This is a genomic window from Acidaminococcus fermentans DSM 20731, assembly GCF_000025305.1.
GTDB classification, from domain to species: Bacteria; Bacillota; Negativicutes; order Acidaminococcales; family Acidaminococcaceae; genus Acidaminococcus; species Acidaminococcus fermentans.
Genome location: NC_013740.1, coordinates 1,949,598 through 1,975,078, shown reverse-complemented (window position 1 = coordinate 1,975,078; position 25,481 = coordinate 1,949,598). Strand labels below are relative to the sequence as shown.

The window sequence follows — 25,481 nt, the reverse complement described above, 5'->3', positions numbered from 1 at the left end:
TGGTTTATAATTTTAGCATTGGGCCTATAGCTCAGCGGTAGAGCCCCCGGCTCATAACCGGTTGGTCCAAGGTTCGAATCCTTGTGGGCCCACCAACTGAAAAACACAGGCGGAACTTGACAAGTTCCGCCTGATTTGTTATAGTTCCTCTGTAATCACGCAATGAGGGGGTTGGCATCCCTGAGCGTTCGCTTCACAAGAGAGGCCGCTTTCGGGCGGCAAGCAGGGTGGAACCGCGGAACAACCTCCCGTCCCTGTAATGTAGAGTATCCTGTCTATATTACAGAGACGGGAGTTTTTGTATAGGAGGAGAGAAAATGGATTTTCAAACCATCATTTTGAACCTGCAGAAGTACTGGGCCAACCAGGGCTGCATCATGGCCCAGCCTTACGATGTGGAAAAAGGCGCCGGGACCATGAACCCGTCCACCTTCCTGCGGGTACTGGGGCCGGAACCCTGGAACGTGTGCTATGTGGAACCCTCCCGCCGTCCGGCTGACGGCCGGTACGGGGACAACCCCAACCGTCTGTACCAGCATCACCAGTTCCAGGTGATCATGCAGCCGTCCCCCAGCAACATCCAGGAACTGTACCTGGAAAGCCTGCGGGAACTGGGCATCCATCCGGAAGAACATGATATCCGGTTCGTGGAAGACAACTGGGAATCCCCCACCCTGGGCGCCTGGGGCATGGGTTGGGAAGTCTGGCTGGACGGGATGGAAATCACCCAGTTCACCTATTTCCAGCAGGTGGGCTCCATCGACATCAAACCGGTAGCCGTGGAAATCACGTACGGCCTGGAACGGCTGGCCATGTACATCCAGGGCGTGGAAAACGTTTACGACCTCCAGTGGGTGGGGAATGTGACCTATGGGGATGTGTTCCATACCAACGAAGTGGAACAGTCCCGGTACAGCTTTGACATCGCCGATATCGACCTGCTGTTCGATCTGTTCGACAAGTACGAAAAGGAAGCCAAACGGGTCATCCTTACCGGCAACATTCGTCCGGCCTATGATTACGTGCTGAAATGCTCCCACACCTTCAACCTGCTGGATGCACGGGGCGCCATCAGCGTCAGCGAACGGACCAACTACATCTCCCGGGTGCGGGCACTGGCCCGGCTGTGTGCGGCGGCCTATGTGGAACAACGGGAAAAACTGGGATTCCCCATGCTGAAGAGAGGGTAATGGATATGGCAAATTTATTATATGAAATCGGAACGGAAGAAATGCCGGCCCAATACATGCCCGGCATCCTGAAGGAATACAGGGAACTGGCCGGGAAGAAGTTGGCCGAAGCCCGGATCCCCTTCAGCACGGTGAAAGTGTACGGGACTCCCCGCCGGATGGCTTTCCTGGCGGAAGGGGTAGCGGAAAAACAGGAAGACTCCAATGTGGAGAGCAAGGGACCTTCTCTGAAAATCGCCTTTGACAAGGATGGCAATGCCACCCGGGCTGCCCAGGGCTTTGCCCGTGGCCAGGGTGTGGATGTGAAGGACCTGGTCCAGAAGGACGGCTATGTATACGCCGTCAAACACCTGGAAGGAAAAAAGACCATCGACCTGCTGCCGGCCATCCTGGATGACATTCTCCATTCCCTGAACTTCCCCAAGACCATGCGGTGGGCTGACTATGATTTCGGGTTCGTCCGTCCTTTCCGCTGGATGGTGGCGCTCCTGGACGACCAGATGATCCCGGTGGAAGCCAATGATGTGAAGAGCGGCAGAGAAGCCCGGGGCCACCGGTTCCTGAGCAACCATCTGATCACCATCCCTGACGCCGCTGCCTACGAAAAGACCATGGAAGACAACTTCGTCATGGTGGACGTGGACAAACGCCGGGAAACCATCCGGAAACAGATCGAAGACCTGGCTGTGGCCGAAGGGGGCAAAGCCGCCATTTCTCCGGACCTGCTGGAAGAAGTCACCTTCCTGGTGGAATATCCCACGGCCCTGTGCGGCCATATCGATGACAAGTACCTGCGTCTGCCGGACTGCGCCATCATCACCCCCATGCGGGACCACCAGCGGTACTTCCCCATGTTCGACAAAGATGGGAAACTGATGCCTAAGTTCATCACCGTCCGGAATGGCGGCAAGGAACATCTGGACATCGTGACCCACGGGAATGAACGGGTGCTCCGGGCTCGCCTGGACGATGCGGTGTTCTTCTTCGACAACGACCGGAAGAAATCCCTGGCCCAGCATCGGGAAGGGCTCCACGAAGTAGCCTTCCAGCATGGCCTGGGGAACATGTACGACAAGACGGAACGGCTCCAGAAGCTGTGTGACGTGCTGGTAAAAGCCACTGGCCTGGAAGCAGATGCCAAGGCTGTGGAACGGGCTGCCCTCCTGTCCAAGGCGGATCTGGTCACCGGCATGGTGACGGAATTCACCGAACTCCAGGGCACCATGGGCAAGGAATATGCCCTCCTGGACAACGAAGGGGAGAAAGTGGCCCAGGCCATCGGGGAACAGTACATGCCCCGGTTTGCCGGCGATGAACTGCCCCAGAGCAACGAAGGACGGATCCTGGCCGTGGCGGACAAACTGGACAACATTGTGGCCACCTTCAGCCGGGGCATGGCTCCCACCGGGTCCCAGGATCCCTACGCCCTGCGCCGTCAGGCTCTGGGTATCCTGAACATCGTGGCCGATGGGGATGTGCACTTCCCGCTGCGGGCCGTGCTGGCGGAAACCCTCAAGAACCTGCCGGTGGAAGTGGAAAACGAAGCCAGGCTGCTGGATGAAGTGGCTGATTTCTTCGCCCAGCGGGCCAAGAATATGCTGCTGGACAAGGGCGTCCGGTATGACGTGGTGGATGCGGTACTGGCTGCTCCGGGGCTGGACGACCTGGCGGATATCTTCGTCCGGGCCGACGCCCTCAGTGCTTATCTGGAAACGGAAAAAGCCGCTGACAGTATCCAGGCCTTCACCCGGGTGGAAAACATCAGCAAGAACAATGTGGTGGAAGCCCCTGTGGATGCCGCCCTGTTCCAGGATGCGGCAGAAAAGGCTCTGTATGAAGCCGTGGAAAAAGTGGCCGCTGCCTCTGCTCCTCTGGCTGCCGACCGGAAGTACGCCGACCTGCTGGCGGCCAACGATGAGCTGGCCGCTCCCGTCAACGCCTTCTTCGATGCGGTGATGGTCATGGACAAGGACGAAAAAGTGAAGAACAACCGTCTGGCCCTGCTGAACCAGGTCAAGAAACAAGTGAACCAGGTGGCCGACCTGAGCCAGCTGGTGATGAAATAAGAGAACGCCCCGGTCCGCCCTGCGGGCTGAGGAAGAAAGCGGTACAGCTGCTGCTGAAGGGAACTCAAAAGACTGTGAAGATCCTGCCATGATTTGGCAGGATCTTTCACAGTCTTTTTTCTGGTTGTATAACCGGGGATGGAGAAATCTTCTGCAACCTTCTTTGCTTCTGCTTTTTGCTGCTTCGAGGTAGACGGCATAGGGAACATTTTGGGGAGACTGTCCTGAACGTTCATCGGGTAAAAACTCGCTTAAAATTGTATACAAAAAACAGAAAAACTTCATTGCGACATTTCTCTAGAAATGATCCGCTTATACAGATGGAGAGAAATTTGTCTATATACTTTTGAGGTTTTATGAATCTCCAGAACTCCCCTCCCATGGGATATTGGACAGAGACTGTCCAGTCGGGTCTATACAGCTTTTTAACGCCTAAGGCAGCACCTGATACTTCCAAATGAATCTTTTTGTGAAAAAATGGAAATCTTGTCATAAAAAGCCCCTTACGGTATACTGAAGCCAGGAAGTATACACAAACAACGGGGGTTGTGGATCATGGGGAGACAATGGACCGGAATCATAGGGGCAGTGGGTGTGCTGTGGGGGATGGCATGCCCTGTTTTTGCTGCGCCCAATCCATTTTTGCAGCAGGAACAGCTGCAGCAGGCCAGACAGGAACAGAGAAAGCGGATGGAGAGGTTGGAAAACCCGGGAGAACGGCAGCCGGAAAAACAAGAAGTCCCGGAGGCGGAGTTGCCGTCTTCTCCCGTACGTTTTCAGATAGACCGGATTCAGATGGAGGGGAATATCATTGCTTTTCCCTGGATGGACAGGATTACGAACAAATATCTCCATCGGGAACTGGATGGTGCCTCCATCAGCCGTCTGGCCGGAGAACTGAATCAGCAGCTGCTGGACCGGGGCTATGTGACCACACGGGTCCTGGTTCCGGAACAGAACCTGAATGGGGGGACTCTCCGTCTGATTCTTCAGGCAGGAATCTTCCATGGATTCCGGAATCCAGATGGGACGGCCGTGTACGGCAGCATGGCCCGGGCTTTTCCCATCCATCCGGGAGACGTGCTGAACCTGCGGAAACTGGAACAGGGAATGGAACAGCTGAACCGTCTTCCTTCCCAGAAAGTGCGGATGAACCTGGTGCCTGCCAGGGAAGACTTTGCCACGGATGTGGAACTGCAGGTGGAAAGAAAGAACAATGTGTATGGCCTGGTTTCCACAGACGATTCCGGGCTGAAAAGCACGGGAAAGAGCCAGTGGAATACGGAAATCAGCTGGGATCAGCCGCTCTTCCAGAATGACAGACTGCAGCTTGACCTGAACGGGGATGCCACCCGAAGCGGTACGGAAAAAGGTACAAGGGGACAGGCTGTTTCCTATTCCATTCCTTATGGCTGGGATACCTTCACCTTTTCTTTCAGCCGGTACCAGTATCATCAGCGGGTTCACCTGGAGCCCTTTCCCTTTCTCAGTGAAGGGCTGACCAAAACGGGAAAATTCACCTGGGATCATGTAGTCTATCGGTCCCGGACCCAGAGACAGAGCCTGGACTTCAGCATCCGGAAACGGGATTCCCACAGTTATCTGGACCATCGGGAACTGGATATCCAGACCCAGCACACCACAGCTGTGGAAGCAGGCTGGAACCTCCGGGATTATCTGGGCAGCGGTGTCCTTTATACCCGTCTGGGCCATCGGATGGGGGTGGCCTGGCTGGGTGCCCAGCCGGAAAATCCCTATGGAGAGGGTCCCAAGACCCGGTACAATATGTGGCTGCTGGATGTGGACTATCAGAAACCTTTCCAGCTGGGAAAGCAGCAAGCTACCTATACCGCCTCTTTCCACGGCCAGTGGACCATGAAAGGGGACAGGCTCTATGGCCTGGACGACATCAGTATGGGAAACCGGTACACGGTACGGGGCTTTGATGGGGAATACACCCTGATGGGAGAGAGCGGATGGTATCTCCGGAACGAAGTGGCCTGTCCGGTGGCACCCTGGGGAGAAGTGTATGTGGGAGCCGATGGAGGGGCTGTTTACGGTCCCAGTACGGACATCCTGACTGGCAGGACCATTGCCGGGGGTGTAGTGGGCCTGCGGGGGACGATTCCTTTCGGGAACACGGAACTTTTCTATGATGTATTTGCCGGTATCCCTCTGTACAAGCCCCAGGGATATCCCACCAAAAGTGTGACCTGCGGCTTTTCTGCAGGATGGCGGTTTTAAGGAACCCGGAAAGGAAGAACTATCCTATGACTAAGAAAAAAGCACAAGCCATCATTGCCTGCATCCTGGCCGGGATGACCTGGTCGCAGCCAGTTCTGGGAGCCCCGATACAGGTCGATCCCCAGGCTCCTTCCGGACGCCATCCCCAGGTGCTGGAAACCGGGAACAAACTGCCTCTGGTCCAGATTGCACCGCCCAGAGACGGACTCTCCCACAACCAGTACAGGGATTTCAATGTTCCGGAAAAAGGGGCTATCCTGAACAATTCCTATACCCTCAGTAAGACCCAGCTGGCCGGATATGTACAGGGAAATCCCAACCTGGCCAAAGGACCTGCCCGAATCATCCTGAACGAAGTGACCGGAAGCAATCTGTCCCGTCTCAACGGATACCTGGAAGTGGCCGGGCAGCGGGCGGATGTGATTCTGGCCAACCCAAACGGGATCGCCGTAAACGGGGGCGGATTCCTCAATACAGCCCGGGCCCTTTTGACCACTGGGAAACCGGGCTTTGATGCCCAGGGAAAACTGGATCGTTTTCAGGTATCCGGCGGTCTTGTCACCGTGGAAGGAAAAGGCCTGAGCGGAAAAGATACGGACAGCCTGGCCATTTTGTCCCGGGCGGCTGAAATCAACGCCGGGATCTGGGCCAACAGGCTGCAGGTGGTCACAGGGAAAAATCAGGTAGCGGCAGATACCCTTCAGGCAAAGCCTCTTGAAACAGCTGCTTCCCAGGAAGCACCGGAATTTGCCCTGGACGTGGCGGCTGTGGGCGGCATGTATGGAGACAGCATTTATCTGGTGGGAACGGAAAAAGGACTGGGGGTGAACCTGGCCGGGAAAATCCAGGCCACTGGAAACCTGACGGTGGACGTCAACGGTAATCTCCATGTGAAACAGGAAACCGCCGGCGGAGGTAACGTGACCCTTCAGGTGGAAAAACTGGAGAATACAGGACGGATTTCTGCCGGAAAGAACCTGACAGTGCAGGCTGCTCGGAACATCGTCAATAGCAGCAGCCTGGAAAGCAAAGAGACCAGCTATCTGGCAGCCGGACAGGAGATCCGGAATACCGGGACCATCCAGACCGGGACTCATCTGGAAATGCAAGGGGAAACCATCTGCCAGGCCGGGAACCTCAGTGCCGGTCTGGATAAGGAAAAGAAGGTGAAAGAGCCGGGGAACATCTCCATCCAGGCCAACCGGTACCAGGGAGAAAAGGGACAGGTGAACGCCGGCGGGAACGTGGAGTTGAAGGCAGAAGAAGTCCGGCTCCAGGACAGTTACCTGTATGGGGGGAACAATGTTTCTGTAACGGCCGGGAACACAGACATCCGCCGGGCTTTTCTCCATGGAGAGAAAACCGTCACGATGCAGGCGGAAGTCATGCCCCTTGAGGGAAATATTACCAGCGGCGGAACTGTGACCGTTGCCCTTAAGCAGGACCTGACCAATGAGAATAGTGAAGAAAAATACGGAAATATCCAGGCGGGAGGAGATGCCCTCCTTGCGTCCCAGGGCAGCGTGCGCAACCGGAAAAAAATGGAAAGCGGCGGCACCCTGGTTCTCCACGCCCCAAAACAGGTGGAAAACAGCGCGGAAATCAGCGGGAAGAATGTGGATATTGAGGGAGAGGTCCTCCACAATACGGGCCTTGTGACAGCGGACCAGAAGGCCAGTCTGAAGGGAAAACAGATTGTGAATGAAGCCGGCGGGCGGATTTACGGAGACAATCTTTCCCTCCAGGCCCACCAGGTCATCAACCGCCGGGATGAAGCCAGAGAGAAGGCACTGGCAGAAAGGGTGGAACGGCTTAAAGAGCAGGAAGCCATCCTGGAACAAACTGTCCGGACTGATGTGACGGCTTTCCATTCGGAAGAAGAAGTCCAGGCCTATGAAAACAGGATCCGGGAGGCCAGCCGGGAATATGACCGCCGGAAACAACAGGTGGATGAAGAAAAACAGGAACTGGACAAAATAGCTCCCGGCACTCTGGCAGCCCGGGAAAAGCTGTCCATTTCTGCGGAAACCATCCAGAACAGCAGGGACAGCCTGCTGTACAGCGGCGGTACCATGGAACTGGCCGCTTCCGGGGAAATCCTCAATCAGGGCGGCCGGGTGGAAAGCCAGGGGCATATGACCCTCACGGCCGGATCTATCCGGAACGAAAATGACCTTTTCTCTGTGAAACGGGTGGTGGGGAATCTTACGGATAATCCGGAACGGATTCGGATCGATCAGGCCGGACACCCGGAACAGGGACAGACCTTTGATAAAAGCGAATTCAGCAATCTGGGCAGCGGCTATGGAGCCTACCATCATGGCAGCTACCAGGAAGAAAAAGAACGGGCCGGCTATGGCATCATCCAGCAGCGGACCCGGGAAGAGCTGGAAAATGGAGAAGCCCCCATCCCGGCTGATCTGGTGGGGACCCGTGCTCCCAACTACGCCTATGATGACCCCATTTTCCAGGAGATGGGCGTTGCGTCCATGACAACACCCCGCCCAGTCCCAATGGGATCAGGAATACCAGAAGATCCTGGATACCCTCAATGAAAAAATCGATGCCTGGAATGCCCAGGTGCGAAACCATAATGCCTCCATCGGGGTGGTGGAAAGTCAGAAAATCCACAACCTGACTTTCGTACGCACAAAATCCCAAACCAGCCACCGGGAAGTGACAGAAAGCCGTCCCGGAGTCATTGCCAGCGGGGAAAACCTGGAAATCCAGGGGAATGTGACCAATGAGAATAGCCAGCTTGCTTCCGGAGGGACCCTCCATATAAAGGGAAAACTGGACAATCTGGCCAAAGAGAACCAGACGTACACCGTCACTTTTGGTACCACCCAGGGCAGTTATACATACAAACGGGGCTGGCCCCACAAATCCCGACGGAGAGGGTACAAGTCCCGGGTATTCATGACGCCCCAGGTGGAACAGGGGGCGCCGGCTTCTTTGGGAATCTCTCAGGTGCTGGATGGCAGCGGCCAGGCTCCGGAAAAAACAGAAATCAGCCAGAGCCAACGGCAGGCCGTCAGCCATTTCCTGGATCCATTTGGGGTTTCCTTTGCCCAGGCAGCCCAGGGAAAAGAACAGTGGCAGAATCTGCTGACCGGTTCTTTGTACCAGGTCCATCCGGAAAGCACGGCCCGGTACCTGATGGAAACGGATCCGAAGTTCACCAGCAGGAAGCAGTTCCTTTCCTCTGACTATTTCTTCCAAAAGCTCCAGTGGGACCCGGACAAAGTGCCCAAACGGCTGGGCGACGGGTTCTATGAAGGGATGCTGGTCCGCCAGCAGATCCTGGACCGGACCGGGAACCGGTACCTGGAAGGGTACAGCGATGAAGAAAGTGAATTTCGGGCCCTGATGGATGCCGGGGTCCTCTATGCCCAAAAGACAGGGCTGCAACCCGGCATCGTCCTGAGCGAAGAACAAATGGCCCAGCTGACCAGCGATATGGTGTGGCTGGAAAATCGGACCATCACCTACGAAGGAAAACCCTATGAAGTATTGATTCCCCGGGTCTATCTGCGGCCCAACCGGGAACTGGAACTGAAAGCAGATGGGAGCCTGGTCAGCGGGAAAAAACTATGGGTGGAGACCAAGGTGGCCATTGCCAACGAAGGGACTCTGCAGGGGAAAGAAGTGATCCTTGAAGCCGGGAGCCTGAAGAACCTGGGTATTCTCCAGGGAGACAGCCTGTTTGCCCATACCCGGGGCAATCTGGAATCTACCGGAGAAATCCGGGGCAACGCACAGGTAAAACTCCTGGCAGATGATGAACTGCACATCCGGAGCACGGAAAATCGACTGGCCCATCAGGATGTGGTGGACCAGGTGGCAGGAATCGCGGTCACCGGGAAAGCTGGAGTACTGCTGCTGCAGTCTGGAAAAGACCTGACAGTATCCGGCGCTGTATTGCAGAACCTGGGAGAGCAGGGAAAGACCATCCTCAAAGCAGGGAGTTCTTTACAATTGGGAACTCTGCAGCTTTCGTCCGATAAGGATATGACCCTGGACAGCAAAAATTACCTGCGTACCCAGAGAAGAACCGAAATGGGGACGACTATGAAAGCAGCAGGGGATGTCCGGCTGGAAGCCGGGGACGATATGACGCTGAAAGCTGCCCAGATTTCCAGTACCCAGGGAGAAGTGGAGCTGCAGGCTGGCGGTAATCTGACCCTGGAAGCAGGGAAAGCCTACGCCGGGGACCAGTATGCCCTGAGCCACAGAGAACGGAGCCTTGTAAGCCGCAGCAGTACGGAAACGCGGAGCGATGAACAGCACGAAGTCATCCTGGGCAGAGCCCTCAGCGGGAAAAGTCTCATGGCCAAAGCAGGAAACGATTTTACCCTGAGAGGAACTTCTATGGCCGCAGATGGAGATATCCGCCTGCAGGCAGGTGGTGATTTGAGTCTGGATACGGTGGACCAGAAAGATATCTCTGGAGTCTATCAGAAGACAAAGAGAAAAGGTCTCATGGGAGCCGGAATGGGCATCCTGATCGGCAGCGAAAAGAAAAGCGGGCAGGTGCAGCAGGAAACCCATACCCAGGTGGGGAGCACGCTGGGAAGCCTCGGGGGAAATGTGAATTTGGAGGCGGGAAATCGCCTGCAGACATGGGGAAGCAGCATATTGGCCAGTAAGGATATTACCCTCTCCGGGAAAGAAATCCAGGTTGAAAATGCGGAAGACACCTATCACTATCAGGAAAAACAGGAATATCGGCGGACCGGTCTCACGGCATCGCTGGGTGGAGATTATATGGATGCTGCGGGTACAGTATCAACTCTGGCGCAAAGAGCCGGTACAGTGCGGGATGGCCGACTGGCTGCTTTATATGGTACGGAGGCCGCCCTCAGTACAGCCAAAGGGCTGGGTGACATCCAGAAAAGCTGGGATACAGCACAAAAAGCAGCCCAGGAGTATCGCTATGCCAATATCTTTGGCAAAGGGAAGCAAGCCAGTGAAGCCTTTGATAAGATGAAAGCGGCTAAAGAAAAGCTGCCTTTTGTGGGGAAAACGGCAGTGACCCTGAACTTGGGCATGGGAACCCAGCATAGCTCCCATGCGGTGGAAATCAATGGAACGCGTGCCAGTGGCAGCCAGGTGCAGGCGGGAGGCAACGTAACCCTGAAGGCAGATGGCAAGGATATCCTGCTGAAAGGAAGCCAGGTTTCCGGACAGAACGTGGAATTGTCAGCTGGAGAAAATATCTTCCTGCAGGCCGGGAAGAATCAGGAAACGATTCAGGAAAAGGAAAGCGCAAAAGGCGGAAACGTGGGAATTTCCATGGGAAGGACCGGTCTGGTGGGAATCTCGGCAGAAGGCGGCATGGTGAAGGGAACAAGCCAGGAAGAAAAAAGTTATTATACAAATGCTGCTGTACAAGCAGACCGAAAACTTACTTTTACTACTGGAAAAGATATCCATATAGCGGGAGGCACCCTTTCTGGGGAAAGCGTAAACGGCCAGGTAAGCGGAAATCTGCAGCTGGATAGTTTGCAGGATACTCATACGTATCAGGAAAAACGGAAGTCTGCCGGCTTCTCCGCCGATTATGGTTTGGGAGCTGGTACGCTCAGCGGCATGGGAAGCCTGTCGCGAGAAAACACAGAAAGCCGGTACCGGAGCGTGAAAGAACAGACCGGGATTTATGCCGGCCAAAACGGTTTTGCCCTGGAAGTAGGGAAAGAAACAGGTTTAAAAGGCGCTGTCATAAGCAGCCAGGCAGAAACAGCAAAAAATACTCTGTCTACAGGAACCCTGCGATATGAAGACTTGAGGAATGAAGCCGCATATTCTATAAACAGTGAGGGTATGCAAAGCGGAATCAGCGGAATCCGTGGGAAAAATGGAACCACTTATTATGGCGGTATTGCACCAATCCAGGATACTCCCGTGAAAGGTAGAAAAAGCAGTGAAACTTTGTCAGGAATAGCGCAAGGAAATATGACAATTCGAAATTCCGAAGAACAAAAGCAAGAATTGGATAAATTGAACCGTAATACCCAACAGGCACTCCAAAAGCTGGGAGAGATATTTGATAAACAAAAAATCAGGGAACGGAAAGAATTGGCGGGAGCCTTTGGAGCTTTGGCTTTTCGCACGATTGGGGATATAGGCCTAAAAAATGGATGGAAAGAGGGAGGAATCGAAAAAACGACTCTCCATGCAATGATTGGTGGAATCATGGGAAAATTGACAGGAAATCAATTTATAGTTGGAGGGGGTGCAGCTGCAGTTAATGAACTGATGCAAAAAGAAATGGCTAAATGGACTGGAACGAACCCGCAGCTGCAACAATGGGCAAGTATGGTAATTGGCGGCACGGCAGCAAAATTGGTCGGCGGAGACTGGAGAATGGGAACAGCGTCTGCAGGAAGCGGGACAAGGTACAATTTCCTGCCACATGAGGACCAGCAATATCTTTTACGTGATATCGAAAAATATGAAAATGGTGAATTGACGCAAGAAGAGTTTGTCCAGAAATTAAAATATTATTGTGCTAAGGACTTGTATTACAATGATGGCCTGAACACGGATTATATCAGTACAGAACTAAAAGAAGGCGGAAATCCAATCATTTCTTCTCAGATTATCAATTATTCTTCTTTGGAAGATTTTTTCAATGCACAAGGTATCAATACTGACCAAGGTCTGAGCTATGCGTTGGCTCAGTATGCTAAGGGGTTTGGTGTGGAATACAATTACGATAATCCGGAATTATGGAATATCATAAACACGAAAATAGGGCCTCAAACTGGATGGATGAATAAACTAAATGAATACTCTATAGATTTATTAAGTTCAACTTTTTATAATAAAACGATTATTGATACAACATCTTTAAATGAAGCGGAAAAATGGTTTGATTTAAGAAATGCACTTAATATTAATTTAGCTATTAGTTCTATTGATCAAAGTATTGAATTAAATAATGGCTTTTATGGTAAAATACCGGCTGGGTTAGCAGGAAAAGCATCTTTTGTAATTTCGATTGTGGAAGAAAGCAAAAATTATGAGGGGAAAAAATTAGGGATAGCCGTTATTAGTGATACTGCTGGTTCTGCTTTAGGTGATGTATTAGGAGTAAACTTAATCAAAACAATAAATTGGAATGCTGGACTTAATTATAACAAACCAGTATTGATGATATTTATTGGAAAAACCTTAGCACAAAGTATGGGGGCAAGTTTAGGAGACTACATTAGTTATTATCTTAAGAAAAATATATTTAATTTGGAGGAGTGAAATGAATGCTTTGTTTCTAACTTGTGCAGTGTTTGTACTTGGCGGCATTGTGATGAAAACGACATATGAAAGTTTGCGTAGTAAGAGAAAAAATGATAATGGTGTTTTTATATTAATCCTAGGAACCCTCATGCAAATTTATTTTTTAGCCATGCTCGTAGTAAATTTCTGCTTAAAAAGGATGTTATTCTACTATAATCCTTGGTGTTTTTGGGGATTGAGCTACCTACTAGTTTTTAAAGGATTAAAAGTTATTGAAGAGAATAAAGAAATATTAAATTTAAAAAAATATGAAGCTTTTAAAAATGGGTATCGATATAGTGCTTTTATTAATATTTTAATATGGACGTTGTATATAATTGTTTATCTTTTGTGAATGCTAATATAAAAGTGAGCCACTCTGAAACAAGTTCCCCTATACTAGAGTCAGTAATTTGATTCTAAGGGGATTGATGTTAGGATGGTCATCACTATGAAAGATTATGGTCAAATTCGCCAGATGTACATTCGCGATGGAAAATCTATCCGCCAGATTGCCAGAGAAATGCATATCTCCCGTAATACTGTGGCCAAGTATTGCAAAGGAAATGCACTCCCGGGCATCCGCTGCGAATATCATCGGACATCTGCAGTGATTACAGAGGAGGTGACTCGATTCATCCAGAGCTGTCTGGATGAAGATGCGAAAGAACCCAATAAGAAGCAGCACCACACAGCCAAGCGGATTTATGACCGCCTGGTAGAAGGAACTGGATTTACAGGAGGTGCAAGCACAGTCCGGCGCTGCGTTCATCTGTTACGTGGCAATCTTCAGGAAGCCTTCGTCCCTTTGGCTCACCTTCCAGGTGATGCGATGCAGATTGATTGGGGTGAAGCTGTGGTTTACCTCAAAGGAGTGCGTACTAAAGTCAATTTCTTTTGTGCCCGCCTTTGCTACAGCTGTGCTCCTTTCGTGGTCTGTTTCCGCAGGAAGAATACGGAAGCTTTACTTGAAGCATTGAGAAAAGCTCTGGAATTCTTTGGGGGCGTCCCTGCTAAGGTCATTTTTGACAATGACCGGGTAGCCGTTAAGGAAAAAGGTGGCAAAGAAGCCATTGCCCAGGAAAAGTATGAAGCATTTGCAGCCCATTATTGCTTCCATACCGTTTTCTGCAATGTCCGGAGTGGAAATGAAAAAGGACTGGTGGAGAATCTCGTAGGCTGGGTCCGCCGGAATGTCTTTGTCCCTGTACCCAGAGTAGATGCGCTGGACGAATTGAACAGACTCCTGCTGGATAAATGCAAGGTGTATGCGAATACGCATAAAATCCCTGGACGGGAGAACCCTGTAAAGGATCTGCTCCTGGAAGACCAGAAACGTCTCTGCCCACTGCCGGGCAGCCCTTTTGATGCAAGCAGAGCAGCAGTCTGCCGAGTAACACCCTTTTCTGTTGTCCGATTCGTCGCTAACGATTATTCTGTGCCCGTGAAATATGTGGGACAGGAGGTCACGGTGCGAGCCTATGCTGAACAGATTCGGATCTTTGCCAAGGGGGAACTGATTGCTGAACACGCCAGAAACTATGGGCAAAACCAGCAGATTCTGAAACTTGCGCATTATCTGCCGTTGCTGGAATACAAGCCGCGCAGCATCCTGGAAGCAAAACCGGTACGGCAGAACCTCAGTGCTGCCCTGCTACAGTTCCTGGAGACCAATGCATTCAGCAGCGAACAGCTGGTTGAGATTCTGCGGCTATGTGCTGCCGACGGAGAGAACGCTTTTTGGGAGCACAAAGAGCAATTTATGGTTTCCGACAGGAAAGCGCATATCCTTACCGACCCGGTAAAAGTGCAGCAGACAGATCTTTCAATGTATGACCAGCTTTTACAGGAAGGAGGCACTATGTGCAGGACGCAGGTGTAAAGGAAGCACTCCGTTTCTATGCGAAACAGCTTAAACTTCCCACTTTCAAAGACGTCGGTGAACCAGCGGAAAAATTCCGCCCCGGACAAAGCCTGGAAGAATTCGTGCTCGGGTTGATGAAGCGGGAATATGCATCCCGTCAGGAAAAACAGCAGCAACGCAGGCTGAAGAGAGCGCACTTTCCCATGCTCAAGACCCTGGAAGAGTTTGATCTCACAAGGCTGGAACATGTTCGGCCTGAATATGTGAAGCAGCTGGCAAGCTGCGATTTCATAAAGAGGCATGAGAACCTGGTGATGATCGGTAATCCGGGGACGGGGAAAACACATCTGATGACAGCCCTTGGAGTGAAAGCCTGTCTGCTGGGCTGGAAGGTCATTTTCTGCAATGCCACAACGCTGGCAACTGAGCTATGTGAAGCCCATGATGATTACCAGTTGCGCAAGATGGAAAAAACTTTGAGCGGAGCAGACCTGCTGCTCATAGATGAATTAAGTTATGCAAGATTCAGCCAGGAAGAATCTGAAATGTTGTTCAAAGTGATTGCCGAAAGGAGTGAAAGAGCCAGTACAGTGATTACGACAAACCTGGAGTTTTCCAAATGGACGGAGATGTTTGCCAGCGAGACGCTGGTTGCCGCATTGGTCGATCGGCTCACCTACCACTCCAGTGTTTTAAATATGAATGGACAGTCTTACCGTTTGCACAGCAGCAAACGGAAGATGACGAATGCTTAAGTGGCTCAAAAATTTGTGAGCAGATGGCTCACTTTTTCATGAGCATGAGTGGCTCAAAAATTCGTGAGCAAGTGGCTCACTTTTTGGTTGACATTCACAATCTTTTTCCAGAATGAAAATATCCCATTATGTGTTATCATCGGGCTAATACACCCCTTAGCTAATTAAATCCGACGCTGACACCAGTACCAGAAGTGCCGGAGCCGGTGTAACTGTGGGCGTGGGGAAGAACCATGCCGGCATCGGGTATGACCTTTACGGAAACCAGGGCCGGGAGAACGAAAAAGAAAGCCGCATGACCTATGAGGGAAGTACAGTAAAGGCCCAGGAACAGCTCCATACCGTCAGCGGCCGGGACACTCTCCTGACCGGGAGCCGGATGGAAGGACGGCAGGTACAGGTGGAAGCCGGAAGGAATCTGCGTCTGGAAAGCCTCCAGGACCGGGAAACCTATGCCAGCCGGAATACCGGAGGGGGAATTTCCGTCTCTGCCGGAGGAGGCCATGTTTCCGGAAGTGGCAGCGCCCAGAAACAGATCCTTCGTTCCGATTACGAAAGTGTGACGGAACAGGCGGGGATCTATGCAGGAGACCAGGGGTTCCAGATCCAGGCAGGGAGCCATACCCACTTGAAGGGAGCTGTGATCCACAGCGATGCCCCGGCAGAAAAGAACCGTCTGGAAACGGGAACCCTCAGCTGGGAAGATGTAGAAAACAAGGCGTCCTACAAAGCAGATGGACAGGGTGTGGCCTTTTCTGCCACTACCCGGACCGGACAGGAAGACCGGCGGAAACTCAATGAACGGGGACTCTATCCTGAAGTGGTGAGCACTGTCAAAGGACGGGCAGAAAGCACCACAAAAGCCGGTATCTCTGCCGGAAGCATCATCGTCCGGGAGGGAGAAAAACAGATCCAGCCGGTAAAACAGCTGAACCGGGACACGAAAAACAGCCTCCAGAAACTGGCGACCATCTTTGACAAGGAGAAAGTCCAGGAAAAGCAGGAACTGGTGAACGAACTGAGCAAAGTGGGGAACCGGGCCATCCATGAACTGGCTGCACGGAAAGGTTGGCAGGAAGGCAGTGATGAAAAGATCCTGGCCCACAGCATTTTCGGAGGGCTGCTCAGCTCCCTGGCAGGCGGAAAGATCGCAACCGGATCCCTGGCCGGAGGTGTGGGAGAATACGTAAACGGCCGTATTCTGGACGCCAAAGGGAAAGCATGGGTGGAAAAGCACCCGGACCTGGTCCAGGCCATCAGCGCCGCGGTAGGAAGTGCTGTGGGGGCAGTGACCGGAGAAAGCAGCATCGGGAGCAATGTGAGCCTTGGGGAGACAAAGTGGAATGATGAATCAATCAATAATGTTTATGACGATACAAGTTTGTTAATAGTTGGGCTGACATTAATTCAGGTTGAAGAAGGAAGAAAGCAAATTGTTGATGCTGTTGGAAATGTAATTGGAGTTATTGATTCAAATACTAGTGAACTTGTTGAAATGTACGATGACTTTACGGATGAAATGGCTGAGACAATTATTGCAAATGAAAATTTGTTGCCTGAAGATTTAGTAACTTTTGCTAAAAAAACACGACAGTCACATAAAAATGCGGCCGATGATATACCTTCATGGGTTATAAATGAAGGATATCAAAAGAGAGAAAATGAATCTGGTAATGACTTTGCTAAAAGAGCTCTAGATGGACATTATGGTGAAAATAATTATCCTAAAGGGCCGGGCAGTGAATATAATAAAGTTAGAAAATATGGGGATCGAAAGGAATCATAAATATGGAGTACTATCTTCTTGGATTTAGTTCCAATAATATAGTAAAATATTGCATTTGGATGACAAATCGTACAGACAGAATATACTGTGATATTAATCGTAAAATTGTGACTTTTAAAAGTGAAAGAGAAGCACTGAGTTATGCATGTTCTAAAAATATAAATTTGGATATAAATAATAAATATATATGTAAATTTGAAAAAATAAAAGTTATTAATAATAACTTAGGAAATGTATTGGATTTTTGGAATTTAACAGCTGATATTACTAAGACATTAGGAATAAATTTCCTTGGAAATAGAAAAAGTCCTGTTGTAAATAGAATATATTATAAATTATTTCATGGTTGTAATTTATTTAAGAAAAAAGATGTGGGACCTTATATTCCGAAATTCAATGATAATGAAATGCATATTTTGAATAAGATTATAAAAGATGGGGAAAAAATAATATGTAGATATATATTCGAAATGTAGCAGAAACCAGTGAGCTAAACTGTTCAAATTTGGAATCCGGGTCTCCAACACTGTTTTAGGAAGCGCCAATGGGAATCAGAAAGGACAAATGAAGCAATAATGACGATAATATTTTCTTTCTGATCAGCCGGAGCGAGGCGGAAGTCCGCAGTGCCAAAGGAAGCCGGATTGCCGGGAAGGAAAACGTATCCGTCGGGGCAGAGGAAAACCTGGCACTGAAAGGTTCCTCCCTCTCCGGAAAGAACGTCCGCCTGGAAGCCGGCAGAGACCTTACCCTGGAAGCGGCAGAAAATACCCTGGAAAGAGAAACCAGCTCCAGCACCAGAAGTGCCGGAGCCGGTGTGACTCTGGGCGTGGGGAAGAACCATGCCGGGATCGGATATGACCTTTACGGAAACCAGGGCCGGGAGAACGAAAAAGAAAGCCGCATGACCTATGAGGGAAGTACAGTAAAGGCCCAGGAACAGCTCCATACCGTCAGCGGCCGGGACACTCTCCTGACCGGGAGCCGGATGGAAGGACGGCAGGTACAGGTGGAAGCCGGAAGGAATCTGCGTCTGGAAAGCCTCCAGGACCGGGAAACCTATGCCAGCCGGAATACCGGAGGGGGAATTTCCGTCTCTGCCGGAGGAGGCCATGTTTCCGGAAGTGGCAGCGCCCAGAAACAGATCCTTCGTTCCGATTACGAAAGTGTGACGGAACAGGCGGGGATCTATGCAGGAGACCAGGGGTTCCAGATCCAGGCAGGGGGCAATACCCATTTGAAGGGAGCCGTGATCCACAGCGATGCCCCGGCAGAAAAGAACCGTCTGGAAACGGGAACCCTCAGCTGGGAAGATGTGGAAAACAAAGCGGCGTACAAGGGTAGTCAAATTGGAATGGGAATTGGGGTTGAAGTGAAAAAAAGCACGAACATAAAGATATCCCCTTTGAATTCTCAATTTAGTCCAGAGGTTAAAGACGAAAAACACAGTAGAACAAAATCTGGAATTGCACCAGGAACCATTCTGCTAAAAGACTCTGCCAAGTCAAAAGACCTGATAGATTTAAATAGGAATCTGGAAGATACGGCAGCAAGATTGGAAAAAATATTTGATAAAGAAAGAATACAGGAAAAACAAGAAACAGCACAAGTATTTCAAAGAATAGCCCATTCATATATTGGGAGTCTTGCCGGCAGAGTTCCTAAGAACACGAAAAAAATCCTGAATACCTTTTTTGATGGGATAACTTCCTATGCTTTGAATGGCAATTTTATAGCAGGAGCCGGAAGTACTGCTTTTTTGGAATATATGCAACACAGTATGAAGAAAATCAAAGACCCGTCAGTTCGCTTGCTTGCTGTTGGCGTACTTGGAGGTACTGTTGGTAAAATTCTAGGTGGTGATACAGAAACTGGCGTGTCTTCTACTATTAGCACTGAACTGTATAATCATCTTTATCACATGGAACAAGAAGCGTTTGCTGATGAAATGGAGAATGCAGAAACAAACGCGGAAAAATATGAGATTCTAAAAAAATATGTTGATATTAGTCTACAAAATAGTATGGATGATCCTAATCCTGAAAAAGAGGTGATGGAAGAGCGACTCATTTACGAATTAAATAAGCTGACAAAATACGATAACAGTGGTATAGAATTTGTTGTAGATGAAAATGACAGTATGCAAAATAATTTGCTAAGAGCCAAAAAATTTTTACAACTATCTTATATGCTTAGGAATTTAACTAAGGTATTTGAGAATCAGGTGATTGGTGAGGCTGAAAATATCATTGTTTCCAACAAAATATTTTCACTACGAACAGTTGCTGTTTTAGATGCTGCAGGTAACTTGGTGCAAAATTATAATGAGAGCACATCTACTGAAGAGTTATTGAAAAAAGCATCTATAACCTTAGGCAAAGCTGTAGTAACTTATAAAATTAATAAGAGTGCAGCAGAGGGAGGAGTTGGCAAATATTTGGCAATCCCAAGTACAATAGGGATTATTCTGATAGATTTGGAAGAATAGGATGCAAAATTATGGATATTATGGATATTATTGCACTTTTTTTCTTGGGTGTCTTTTTATATGGAGTTTTTTATGTAACATGGAAAAAAAAAGAGGAGCCGATATTATGGAAAATCGGATCTCTAGCCTTTTTATCGATAAATTTGATTGTAGTTCTTTTATTTGAAGCGCCAGATCAATTTTATCTGCTGGCTAGAAAATATAGGTATTATTATATTGCTTGGAAATATGGAGCGATGGGCATGTTTTTAGTAGGGTATTTAAAGTGGATTTTTGTTCATACTGAAAAAGGAACAGAAATACGAAAGAAAAAAATCAAAGATTTCTTAACAACATCATTATGCTTAATTATACTTGTTATTTTGCTTATAAATGAGTAACGTAGTATGAATTTGTCATGATAAAATTTAAAAGATGAAGATTGTAATCGTCTTTATAAACTGGCGACCCTGGGGGTGGGGAAGAATTCTGCCGGGATCGGATATGACCTTTATGGAAACCAGGGCCGGGAAAATGAAAAAGAAAGCCGTCTGACCCATGAGGGAAGTACGGTCAAGGCCCAGGAACAGCTCCATACCGTAAGCGGCCAGGACACTCTCCTGACCGGGAGCCGGATGGAAGGCCGGCAGGTACAGGTGGAAACCGGAAGGAATCTGCACCTGGAAAGCCTCCAGGACCGGGAAACCTATGACAGCCGGAATACAGGAGGGGGAATTTCCGTCTCTGCCGGAGGAGGTCATGTTTCCGGAAGTGGCAGCGCCCAGAAACAGACTCTCCGTTCTGACTACGAAAGTGTGACGGAACAGGCGGGGATCTATGCAGGAGACCAGGGGTTCCAGATCCAGGCAGGGGGCAATACCCATTTGAAGGGAGCCGTGATCCACAGCGATGCCCCGGCAGAAAAGAACCGTCTGGAAACGGGAACCCTCAGCTGGGAAGATGTGAAAAACAAAGCGTCCTACAAAGCGGATGGCCAGGGTGTGGCTTTTTCTGCCACCACCCGGACCGGACAGGAAGACCGCCGAAAACTCAATGAACGGGGACTCTATCCTGAAGTGGTGAGTACCGTCAAAGGACGGGCAGAAAGCACCACAAAAGCCGGTATCTCTGCCGGAAGCATTATCATCCGGGAGGGAGAAAAACAGGTCCAGCCGGTAAAACATCTGAACCGGGACACGAAAAACAGCCTCCAGAAACTGGCGACCATCTTTGACAAGGAGAAAGTCCAGGAAAAGCAGGAATTCTTAAGTAAAGTTAGTAAATTGGGAAATCAAGTAATCCATCTGTATTCTGTTCGACAGAAATGGGAAGATGGAAGTGATGAAAAAATACTGGCACACGGTATTTTTGGCGCAATAATGAGTTCCATGGCTGGTGGAAAATTATCTACAGGAATATTGGCTGGTGGAATTAATGAGTTTGTTGTAAAGTCGATAATCAAGATAAAAGGAAGACAGTGGGTTTTAAAAAATCCGGATTTAGTTCAACAAATTAGTATGGCAGTGGGAAGTGTTGTTGGGGTTATAAATAGCGAAAGTGGCATTGCAAGAGAAATTACTATTGGAGCAATTAAAGATAATTTGTTCTTAGAAGGTCGAAATGCCATTTTAATTGGAATTGTTTTTAAAGCTGGTGGGCTAGGACATATTGGACTTATTGCTGAAGATGAGAAGGGAACATATGGTTCTGCAGATTATGGGAGATACGGAATGGATGTGGAAGAAAGTATAGGGGGATATCCTGCCCCTAATGGAATTGGAACATATATTACAGGATTTTATTTTAATCCTGATGACAAAACGATTTTTATTTTAAATAATAATGTTGTAGATGCTCAAGCAAGTGTAGATGCATACAATCAAAATATAACAAATTCCTATGACGAGTTAGAAAATGTTTCTATGTTTAGAGATGTTGATAAGAAACAATTTTATCGGACTTCAGATGGTAGTAAAGATTATAAATTGTTTTCGAATAACTGCGTAACGACTTCAATACAAGCTATACAATTGCAGGAGAGCGCAAGTTATAACGAAAATGCTATGGTCACCTTAGAGCAAATGCAAGGAATTTATTCCCCCAATGCGTTGGCAGCATTATTACGATATGATTATATTCATTACCAAGGAAAAGGACTTGTTGCATGGATGGGATACGGAGAAGTTCCAAAATGAAAAAAATAGTCATGATAATTGTTTTGATAGCGATATTATTTTGTATAGGTATAAAGGTTTTAAGTTATGCCTATTATCGATATTCGCTAACCAATATTTTATCAGGAACAATTGTTGTGTCTAAAGTCAATACATTAGAGTTGGTAAATCCCAACAACATAAAAGAAGCAGTTATGATTGATTTGCAGCCGTATATAAAAAAACAAAAACAATATCTGTTGACACCAGCTGTAACAAAAGATGGGATTTACTTTTTGGCTATTGGACATGAAAAAGAAGATAAATCCACACCTTATTCAGTTGTTAAACTTTCCAATAAGGGCTATGAAACATTACCTGTCGCTATTGATAACAGCACTCGCCAAAGTTGGGGAGGGCAGTTATATGTCAATGTAAAATATTTCTACATAGTTGACGGATCGCAGGTGTTCGAAGTTGACAGAATAACGAATTCAGTAAAACGAATAGATGCAGGACTGCAGACTCATAAAGGGCCTTTATCCTATCAGAATAATACGCCAGTGGTCTATTACCGAGATGGTATTATTGGAACCAATGAGAAAAATGACGTAATCTACATTCACGATGGAAAAATTGAATTTTTGTTTTCCATTCCTTTTTTTCTGCTTAAAGGATGGTATAAAACAGGAGAGAGTTTCTTGGTCTATGACTGGCAAAATGAAAAAAGTGTAGTCCTCGATATGACAGGTAAGGAACTCTTTACTTTCGGATATCAGCCCTATGATGTATTAGGTTCCCAAAAAGATGGATTGCTGTTGGCCATGATGCCTCGAGGAGAAGGCGGTCAAGATTTCTTTGATTGGGAATTTTCCTGGAATAATTTATTGGATTATAATTTGCGGATTCCGTTCGTACCTTTCATATATGACTATAAAACAAAAAATACTAGACTGGTACGGAAGAATATCAGTTTGGTGACCAATCAATGGCAGGATATGGATTATGATAAAGAAACTTTCGAACAATATCGAAAAGCTGCGCTGATGAATGAGAAATAGAAAAGTAACATACATCCCGCACCAGAATAAAAATACTGCCAGATCCGCCTTGTTCGAATCCAAAAGGTAGGGGCCGCACTCCGGGCGGCCCGCCAGAGAAAGCTCTCCCGACACCACTGCCGCAGGGGAGCCCGTCCCGGCCGCCCAGGGGGCCAATACGTTCAAAGCCAGATGCACGGCATCTGGCTTCCTCAACGACAAACGACAAAATCCAAAAAAGCCGCCACCCGAAGGTGACGGCTGTCCTTTTTCAAGTTGGTCGGGGCGACGGAAAACTACGGTTTGCCGTGATTTCCGGCTCCTGAAAATCCCATGGGAGCACCATGGGCGCAAAAGCTGCACCCCCTTGGGCAAGGAAATTCCCATAGATTGTGAAAAAGCAGGTGCCAGACGCTGCACCTGCTCCGGATCCCCTGTCAAAAGCTGTGATAAAAGGCCCTTTGACAGGGGATTTTTGTGGATGGGCTTCCGTTGCCGGATTTCATGCCGATATGTTATACTGTACACGGTGTTGTCTATACGGTAGGCGGTCAAATCTTGCCCCAGAAATGGGGTGAGGGCCATGAACGAAACAAATCTAACTTTATTTTTGTTAATCGTCCTGGTACTTCTTTTGCAAAAAAGAAATTAACCGCCCCAGGCTCCCAAGCTAGGCGGTTAATTCTCAACTAAGCTATGGGGCTGACCGTCACCAGACAGCACCATTTATATTTTCATTATAACACAGTTACAGGGGATTGCAAGAGAGGTACAGAAAGAGCATAAGGAAACCCGCCGTCGGCCACAAACGATAGGCGGGTTTTCTTAAACCTTCTAACAACGGGGCTGACCAAATGGACAGCTTCTTTTTCATTGTATCACAGGTCCCTGAGATTGACCACCTTATGAATATTTTTGTAAAAAAATGAAAATCTTGTCATAAAAAGCCCCTTACGGTATACTGAACCCAGAAAGTATCAACAAACAACGGGGGTTGTGGATCATGGGGAGACAATGGACCGGGATTATAGGGGCAGTGGGTGTGCTGTGGGGGACGGCATGCCCTGTTTTTGTTGCGCCCAATCCATTTTTGCAGCAGGAACAGCTACAGCAGGCCAGACAGGAACAGAGAAAGCGGATGGAGAGGCTGGAAAACCCGGGAGAACGGCAGCCGGATGGAAGGCCGGCAGGTACAGGCGGAAACTGGAGGAAATCTGCGCCTGGAAAGTCTCCAGGACCGGGAGACCTATGACAGCCGGAATACAGGAGGGGGAATTTCCGTCTCTGCCGGGGGAGGCCATGTTTCCGGAAGTGGCAGCGCCCAGAAACAGACCCTCCGTTCCGACTACGAAAGTGTGACGGAACAGGCGGGGATCTATGCAGGAGACCAGGGGTTCCAGATCCAGGCAGGGGGCAATACCCATTTGAAGGGAGCCGTGATCCACAGCGATGCCCCGGCAGAAAAGAACCGTCTGGAAACGGGAACCCTCAGCTGGGAAGATGTGGAAAACAGAGCGTCCTACAAAGCGGATGGACAGGGTGTGGCTTTTTCTGCCACTACCCGGACCGGACAGGAAGACCGGCGGAAACTCAATGAACGGGGACTCTATCCTGAAGTGGTGAGTACTGTCAAAGGACGGGCAGAAAGCACCACAAAAGCCGGTATCTCTGCCGGAAGTATCATCATCCGGGAGGGAGAAAAACAGGTCCAGCCGGTAAAACAGCTGAACCGGGACACGAAAAACAGTCTCCAGAAACTGGCGACCATCTTTGACAAGGGGAAAGTCCAAGAAAAGCAGGAACTGGTAAATGAACTGAGCAAAGTGGGAAACCGGGCCATTCATGAACTGGCCGCACGGAAAGGCTGGCAGGAAGGCAGTGATGAAAAGATCCTGGCCCACAGCATTTTCGGAGGGCTGCTCAGTTCCCTGGCAGGCGGAAAGATCGCAACCGGAATTTTGGCCGGAGGTGTGGGAGAATATGTAAACGGCTGTATTCTGGCCGCCAAAGGGAAAGCCTGGGTGGAAAAGCACCCGGACCTGGTCCAGGCCATCAGCGCCGTTGTGGGAAGTGCCGTGGGGGCAGTGACCGGAGAAAGCAGCATCGGGAGCAATGTGAGCCTTGGGGGGACGAAGTGGAATGAGTTGGAACAATTGCCGATTATTGGTCAAGGAATAAAAACTATGGTAAAAGAGGCACCTGTCTACCAAGATGATGATGGGACTTGTGTAGGAAAAATGTTTACAGCAGATGCTGGTGCACTAGGATATGCCCGGGGAATTACAATTATTTCTACAGAAGATAAAGTGTTTGAAGGACAGCAAGTTAGCATAGGTGTGTCAGTACTTCCAGCAAATTTAGGTGTGTCAGAAGTAAGAATATATAAGAAAAAAGAGGGGTCTCCTGAAATCGATTATTGGGTAACAGATTGGGCGGAATTTGATAATGCACTTATAGGATTGGCACCATCAATAAGCGGAGGAGTTGCTTTATCTGGTAGTATTTCTCCCGGAAGTGATGGCTATGTCTTATGTACTGCGGGTGTTTCAATTTCAATAGGAGTATCATTAGGGAAAGGAATTGTAGATAAATATTATGACAAAAATGATTATATAAGTTAAGAAAGAGGGCTCAAAAT

At 49.0% G+C, this 25,481-nt stretch carries 15 protein-coding genes, 1 tRNA gene and 1 pseudogene; all 17 read left to right on the top strand.

Annotated elements, in window-relative coordinates:
* Positions 1-20 precede the first annotated feature (20 nt).
* The 17 genes and pseudogenes from ACFER_RS09100 (at position 21) to ACFER_RS09015 (ending at position 25,464) form a co-directional block, all read left to right on the top strand.
* Positions 21-95: transfer RNA gene (locus tag ACFER_RS09100), tRNA-Ile, on the top strand.
* 222 nt (positions 96-317) lie between these two features.
* Positions 318-1,190, top strand: a complete 873-nt coding sequence (glyQ, locus tag ACFER_RS09095) for a glycine--tRNA ligase subunit alpha (RefSeq protein ID WP_012939118.1) — start codon at positions 318-320, stop codon at positions 1,188-1,190.
* A gap of 5 nt (positions 1,191-1,195) precedes the next feature.
* Positions 1,196-3,256, top strand: a complete 2,061-nt coding sequence (gene glyS, locus ACFER_RS09090) for a glycine--tRNA ligase subunit beta (RefSeq protein ID WP_012939117.1) — start codon at positions 1,196-1,198, stop codon at positions 3,254-3,256.
* Positions 3,257-3,811: 555 nt separating this feature from the next.
* Positions 3,812-5,500, top strand: coding sequence for a ShlB/FhaC/HecB family hemolysin secretion/activation protein (locus ACFER_RS09085; protein WP_012939116.1), 1,689 nt, complete (start codon positions 3,812-3,814; stop codon positions 5,498-5,500).
* A 26-nt stretch (positions 5,501-5,526) separates the two neighbouring features.
* Positions 5,527-8,055: a filamentous hemagglutinin N-terminal domain-containing protein gene (locus ACFER_RS09080; RefSeq protein ID WP_012939115.1), complete on the top strand. Its 2,529-nt coding sequence runs from the start codon at positions 5,527-5,529 to the stop codon at positions 8,053-8,055.
* Positions 8,056-8,080: 25 nt separating this feature from the next.
* Positions 8,081-12,757, top strand: coding sequence for a hemagglutinin repeat-containing protein (locus tag ACFER_RS09075; protein ID WP_012939114.1), 4,677 nt, complete (start codon positions 8,081-8,083; stop codon positions 12,755-12,757).
* A 1-nt stretch (position 12,758) separates the two neighbouring features.
* Positions 12,759-13,133, top strand: a complete 375-nt coding sequence (locus ACFER_RS09070; RefSeq protein WP_041666253.1) for a hypothetical protein — start codon at positions 12,759-12,761, stop codon at positions 13,131-13,133.
* 96 nt (positions 13,134-13,229) lie between these two features.
* Positions 13,230-14,660, top strand: a complete 1,431-nt coding sequence (gene istA / locus ACFER_RS09065) for an IS21 family transposase (protein ID WP_012939113.1) — start codon at positions 13,230-13,232, stop codon at positions 14,658-14,660.
* Positions 14,642-15,397, top strand: a complete 756-nt coding sequence (istB, locus tag ACFER_RS09060; protein WP_012939112.1) for an IS21-like element helper ATPase IstB — start codon at positions 14,642-14,644, stop codon at positions 15,395-15,397. Before istA ends, istB begins: the two co-directional genes overlap by 19 nt.
* Positions 15,398-15,560: 163 nt before the next feature.
* Positions 15,561-15,857 (top strand): annotated as a pseudogene (locus tag ACFER_RS12020) (hemagglutinin repeat-containing protein); the annotation flags it as partial.
* 168 nt (positions 15,858-16,025) lie between these two features.
* On the top strand, positions 16,026-17,183 hold the full coding sequence (locus ACFER_RS09055; RefSeq protein ID WP_244830035.1) for a hypothetical protein: 1,158 nt from the start codon (positions 16,026-16,028) through the stop codon (positions 17,181-17,183).
* 2 nt (positions 17,184-17,185) lie between these two features.
* Complete coding sequence (locus ACFER_RS09050) at positions 17,186-17,659, top strand: hypothetical protein (RefSeq protein ID WP_012939110.1); 474 nt, start codon at positions 17,186-17,188, stop codon at positions 17,657-17,659.
* A 110-nt stretch (positions 17,660-17,769) separates the two neighbouring features.
* The gene (locus tag ACFER_RS09040) at positions 17,770-19,671 is read left to right on the top strand and encodes a hemagglutinin repeat-containing protein (protein WP_081443281.1); all 1,902 of its coding nucleotides are present in this window, start codon (positions 17,770-17,772) and stop codon (positions 19,669-19,671) included.
* 11 nt (positions 19,672-19,682) lie between these two features.
* Entirely contained in the window at positions 19,683-20,051 is a 369-nt protein-coding gene (locus ACFER_RS09035; protein WP_041666247.1) for a hypothetical protein, read from the top strand.
* 75 nt (positions 20,052-20,126) lie between these two features.
* Positions 20,127-21,845: a hemagglutinin repeat-containing protein gene (locus ACFER_RS09025; RefSeq protein ID WP_012939109.1), complete on the top strand. Its 1,719-nt coding sequence runs from the start codon at positions 20,127-20,129 to the stop codon at positions 21,843-21,845.
* The gene (locus tag ACFER_RS09020; protein WP_012939108.1) at positions 21,842-22,864 is read left to right on the top strand and encodes a hypothetical protein; all 1,023 of its coding nucleotides are present in this window, start codon (positions 21,842-21,844) and stop codon (positions 22,862-22,864) included. The genes ACFER_RS09025 and ACFER_RS09020 overlap by 4 nt, the downstream gene beginning before the upstream one ends.
* 1,154 nt (positions 22,865-24,018) lie before the next feature.
* Positions 24,019-25,464, top strand: coding sequence for a hemagglutinin repeat-containing protein (locus ACFER_RS09015; protein WP_012939107.1), 1,446 nt, complete (start codon positions 24,019-24,021; stop codon positions 25,462-25,464).
* The last annotated feature ends 17 nt before the right edge of the window (positions 25,465-25,481 follow it).

Coding starts and splice junctions, on each gene's coding strand:
- glyQ (WP_012939118.1), top strand. CDS start 318: ATGGATTTTCAAACCATCATTTTGAACCTGCAGAAGTACTGGGCCAAC.
- ACFER_RS09085 (WP_012939116.1), top strand. CDS start 3,812: ATGGGGAGACAATGGACCGGAATCATAGGGGCAGTGGGTGTGCTGTGG.
- ACFER_RS09050 (WP_012939110.1), top strand. CDS start 17,186: ATGGAGTACTATCTTCTTGGATTTAGTTCCAATAATATAGTAAAATAT.
- ACFER_RS09070 (WP_041666253.1), top strand. CDS start 12,759: ATGAATGCTTTGTTTCTAACTTGTGCAGTGTTTGTACTTGGCGGCATT.
- glyS (WP_012939117.1), top strand. CDS start 1,196: ATGGCAAATTTATTATATGAAATCGGAACGGAAGAAATGCCGGCCCAA.
- ACFER_RS09015 (WP_012939107.1), top strand. CDS start 24,019: ATGGAAGGCCGGCAGGTACAGGCGGAAACTGGAGGAAATCTGCGCCTG.
- ACFER_RS09080 (WP_012939115.1), top strand. CDS start 5,527: ATGACTAAGAAAAAAGCACAAGCCATCATTGCCTGCATCCTGGCCGGG.
- ACFER_RS09035 (WP_041666247.1), top strand. CDS start 19,683: ATGGATATTATGGATATTATTGCACTTTTTTTCTTGGGTGTCTTTTTA.
- ACFER_RS09020 (WP_012939108.1), top strand. CDS start 21,842: ATGAAAAAAATAGTCATGATAATTGTTTTGATAGCGATATTATTTTGT.
- istA (WP_012939113.1), top strand. CDS start 13,230: ATGAAAGATTATGGTCAAATTCGCCAGATGTACATTCGCGATGGAAAA.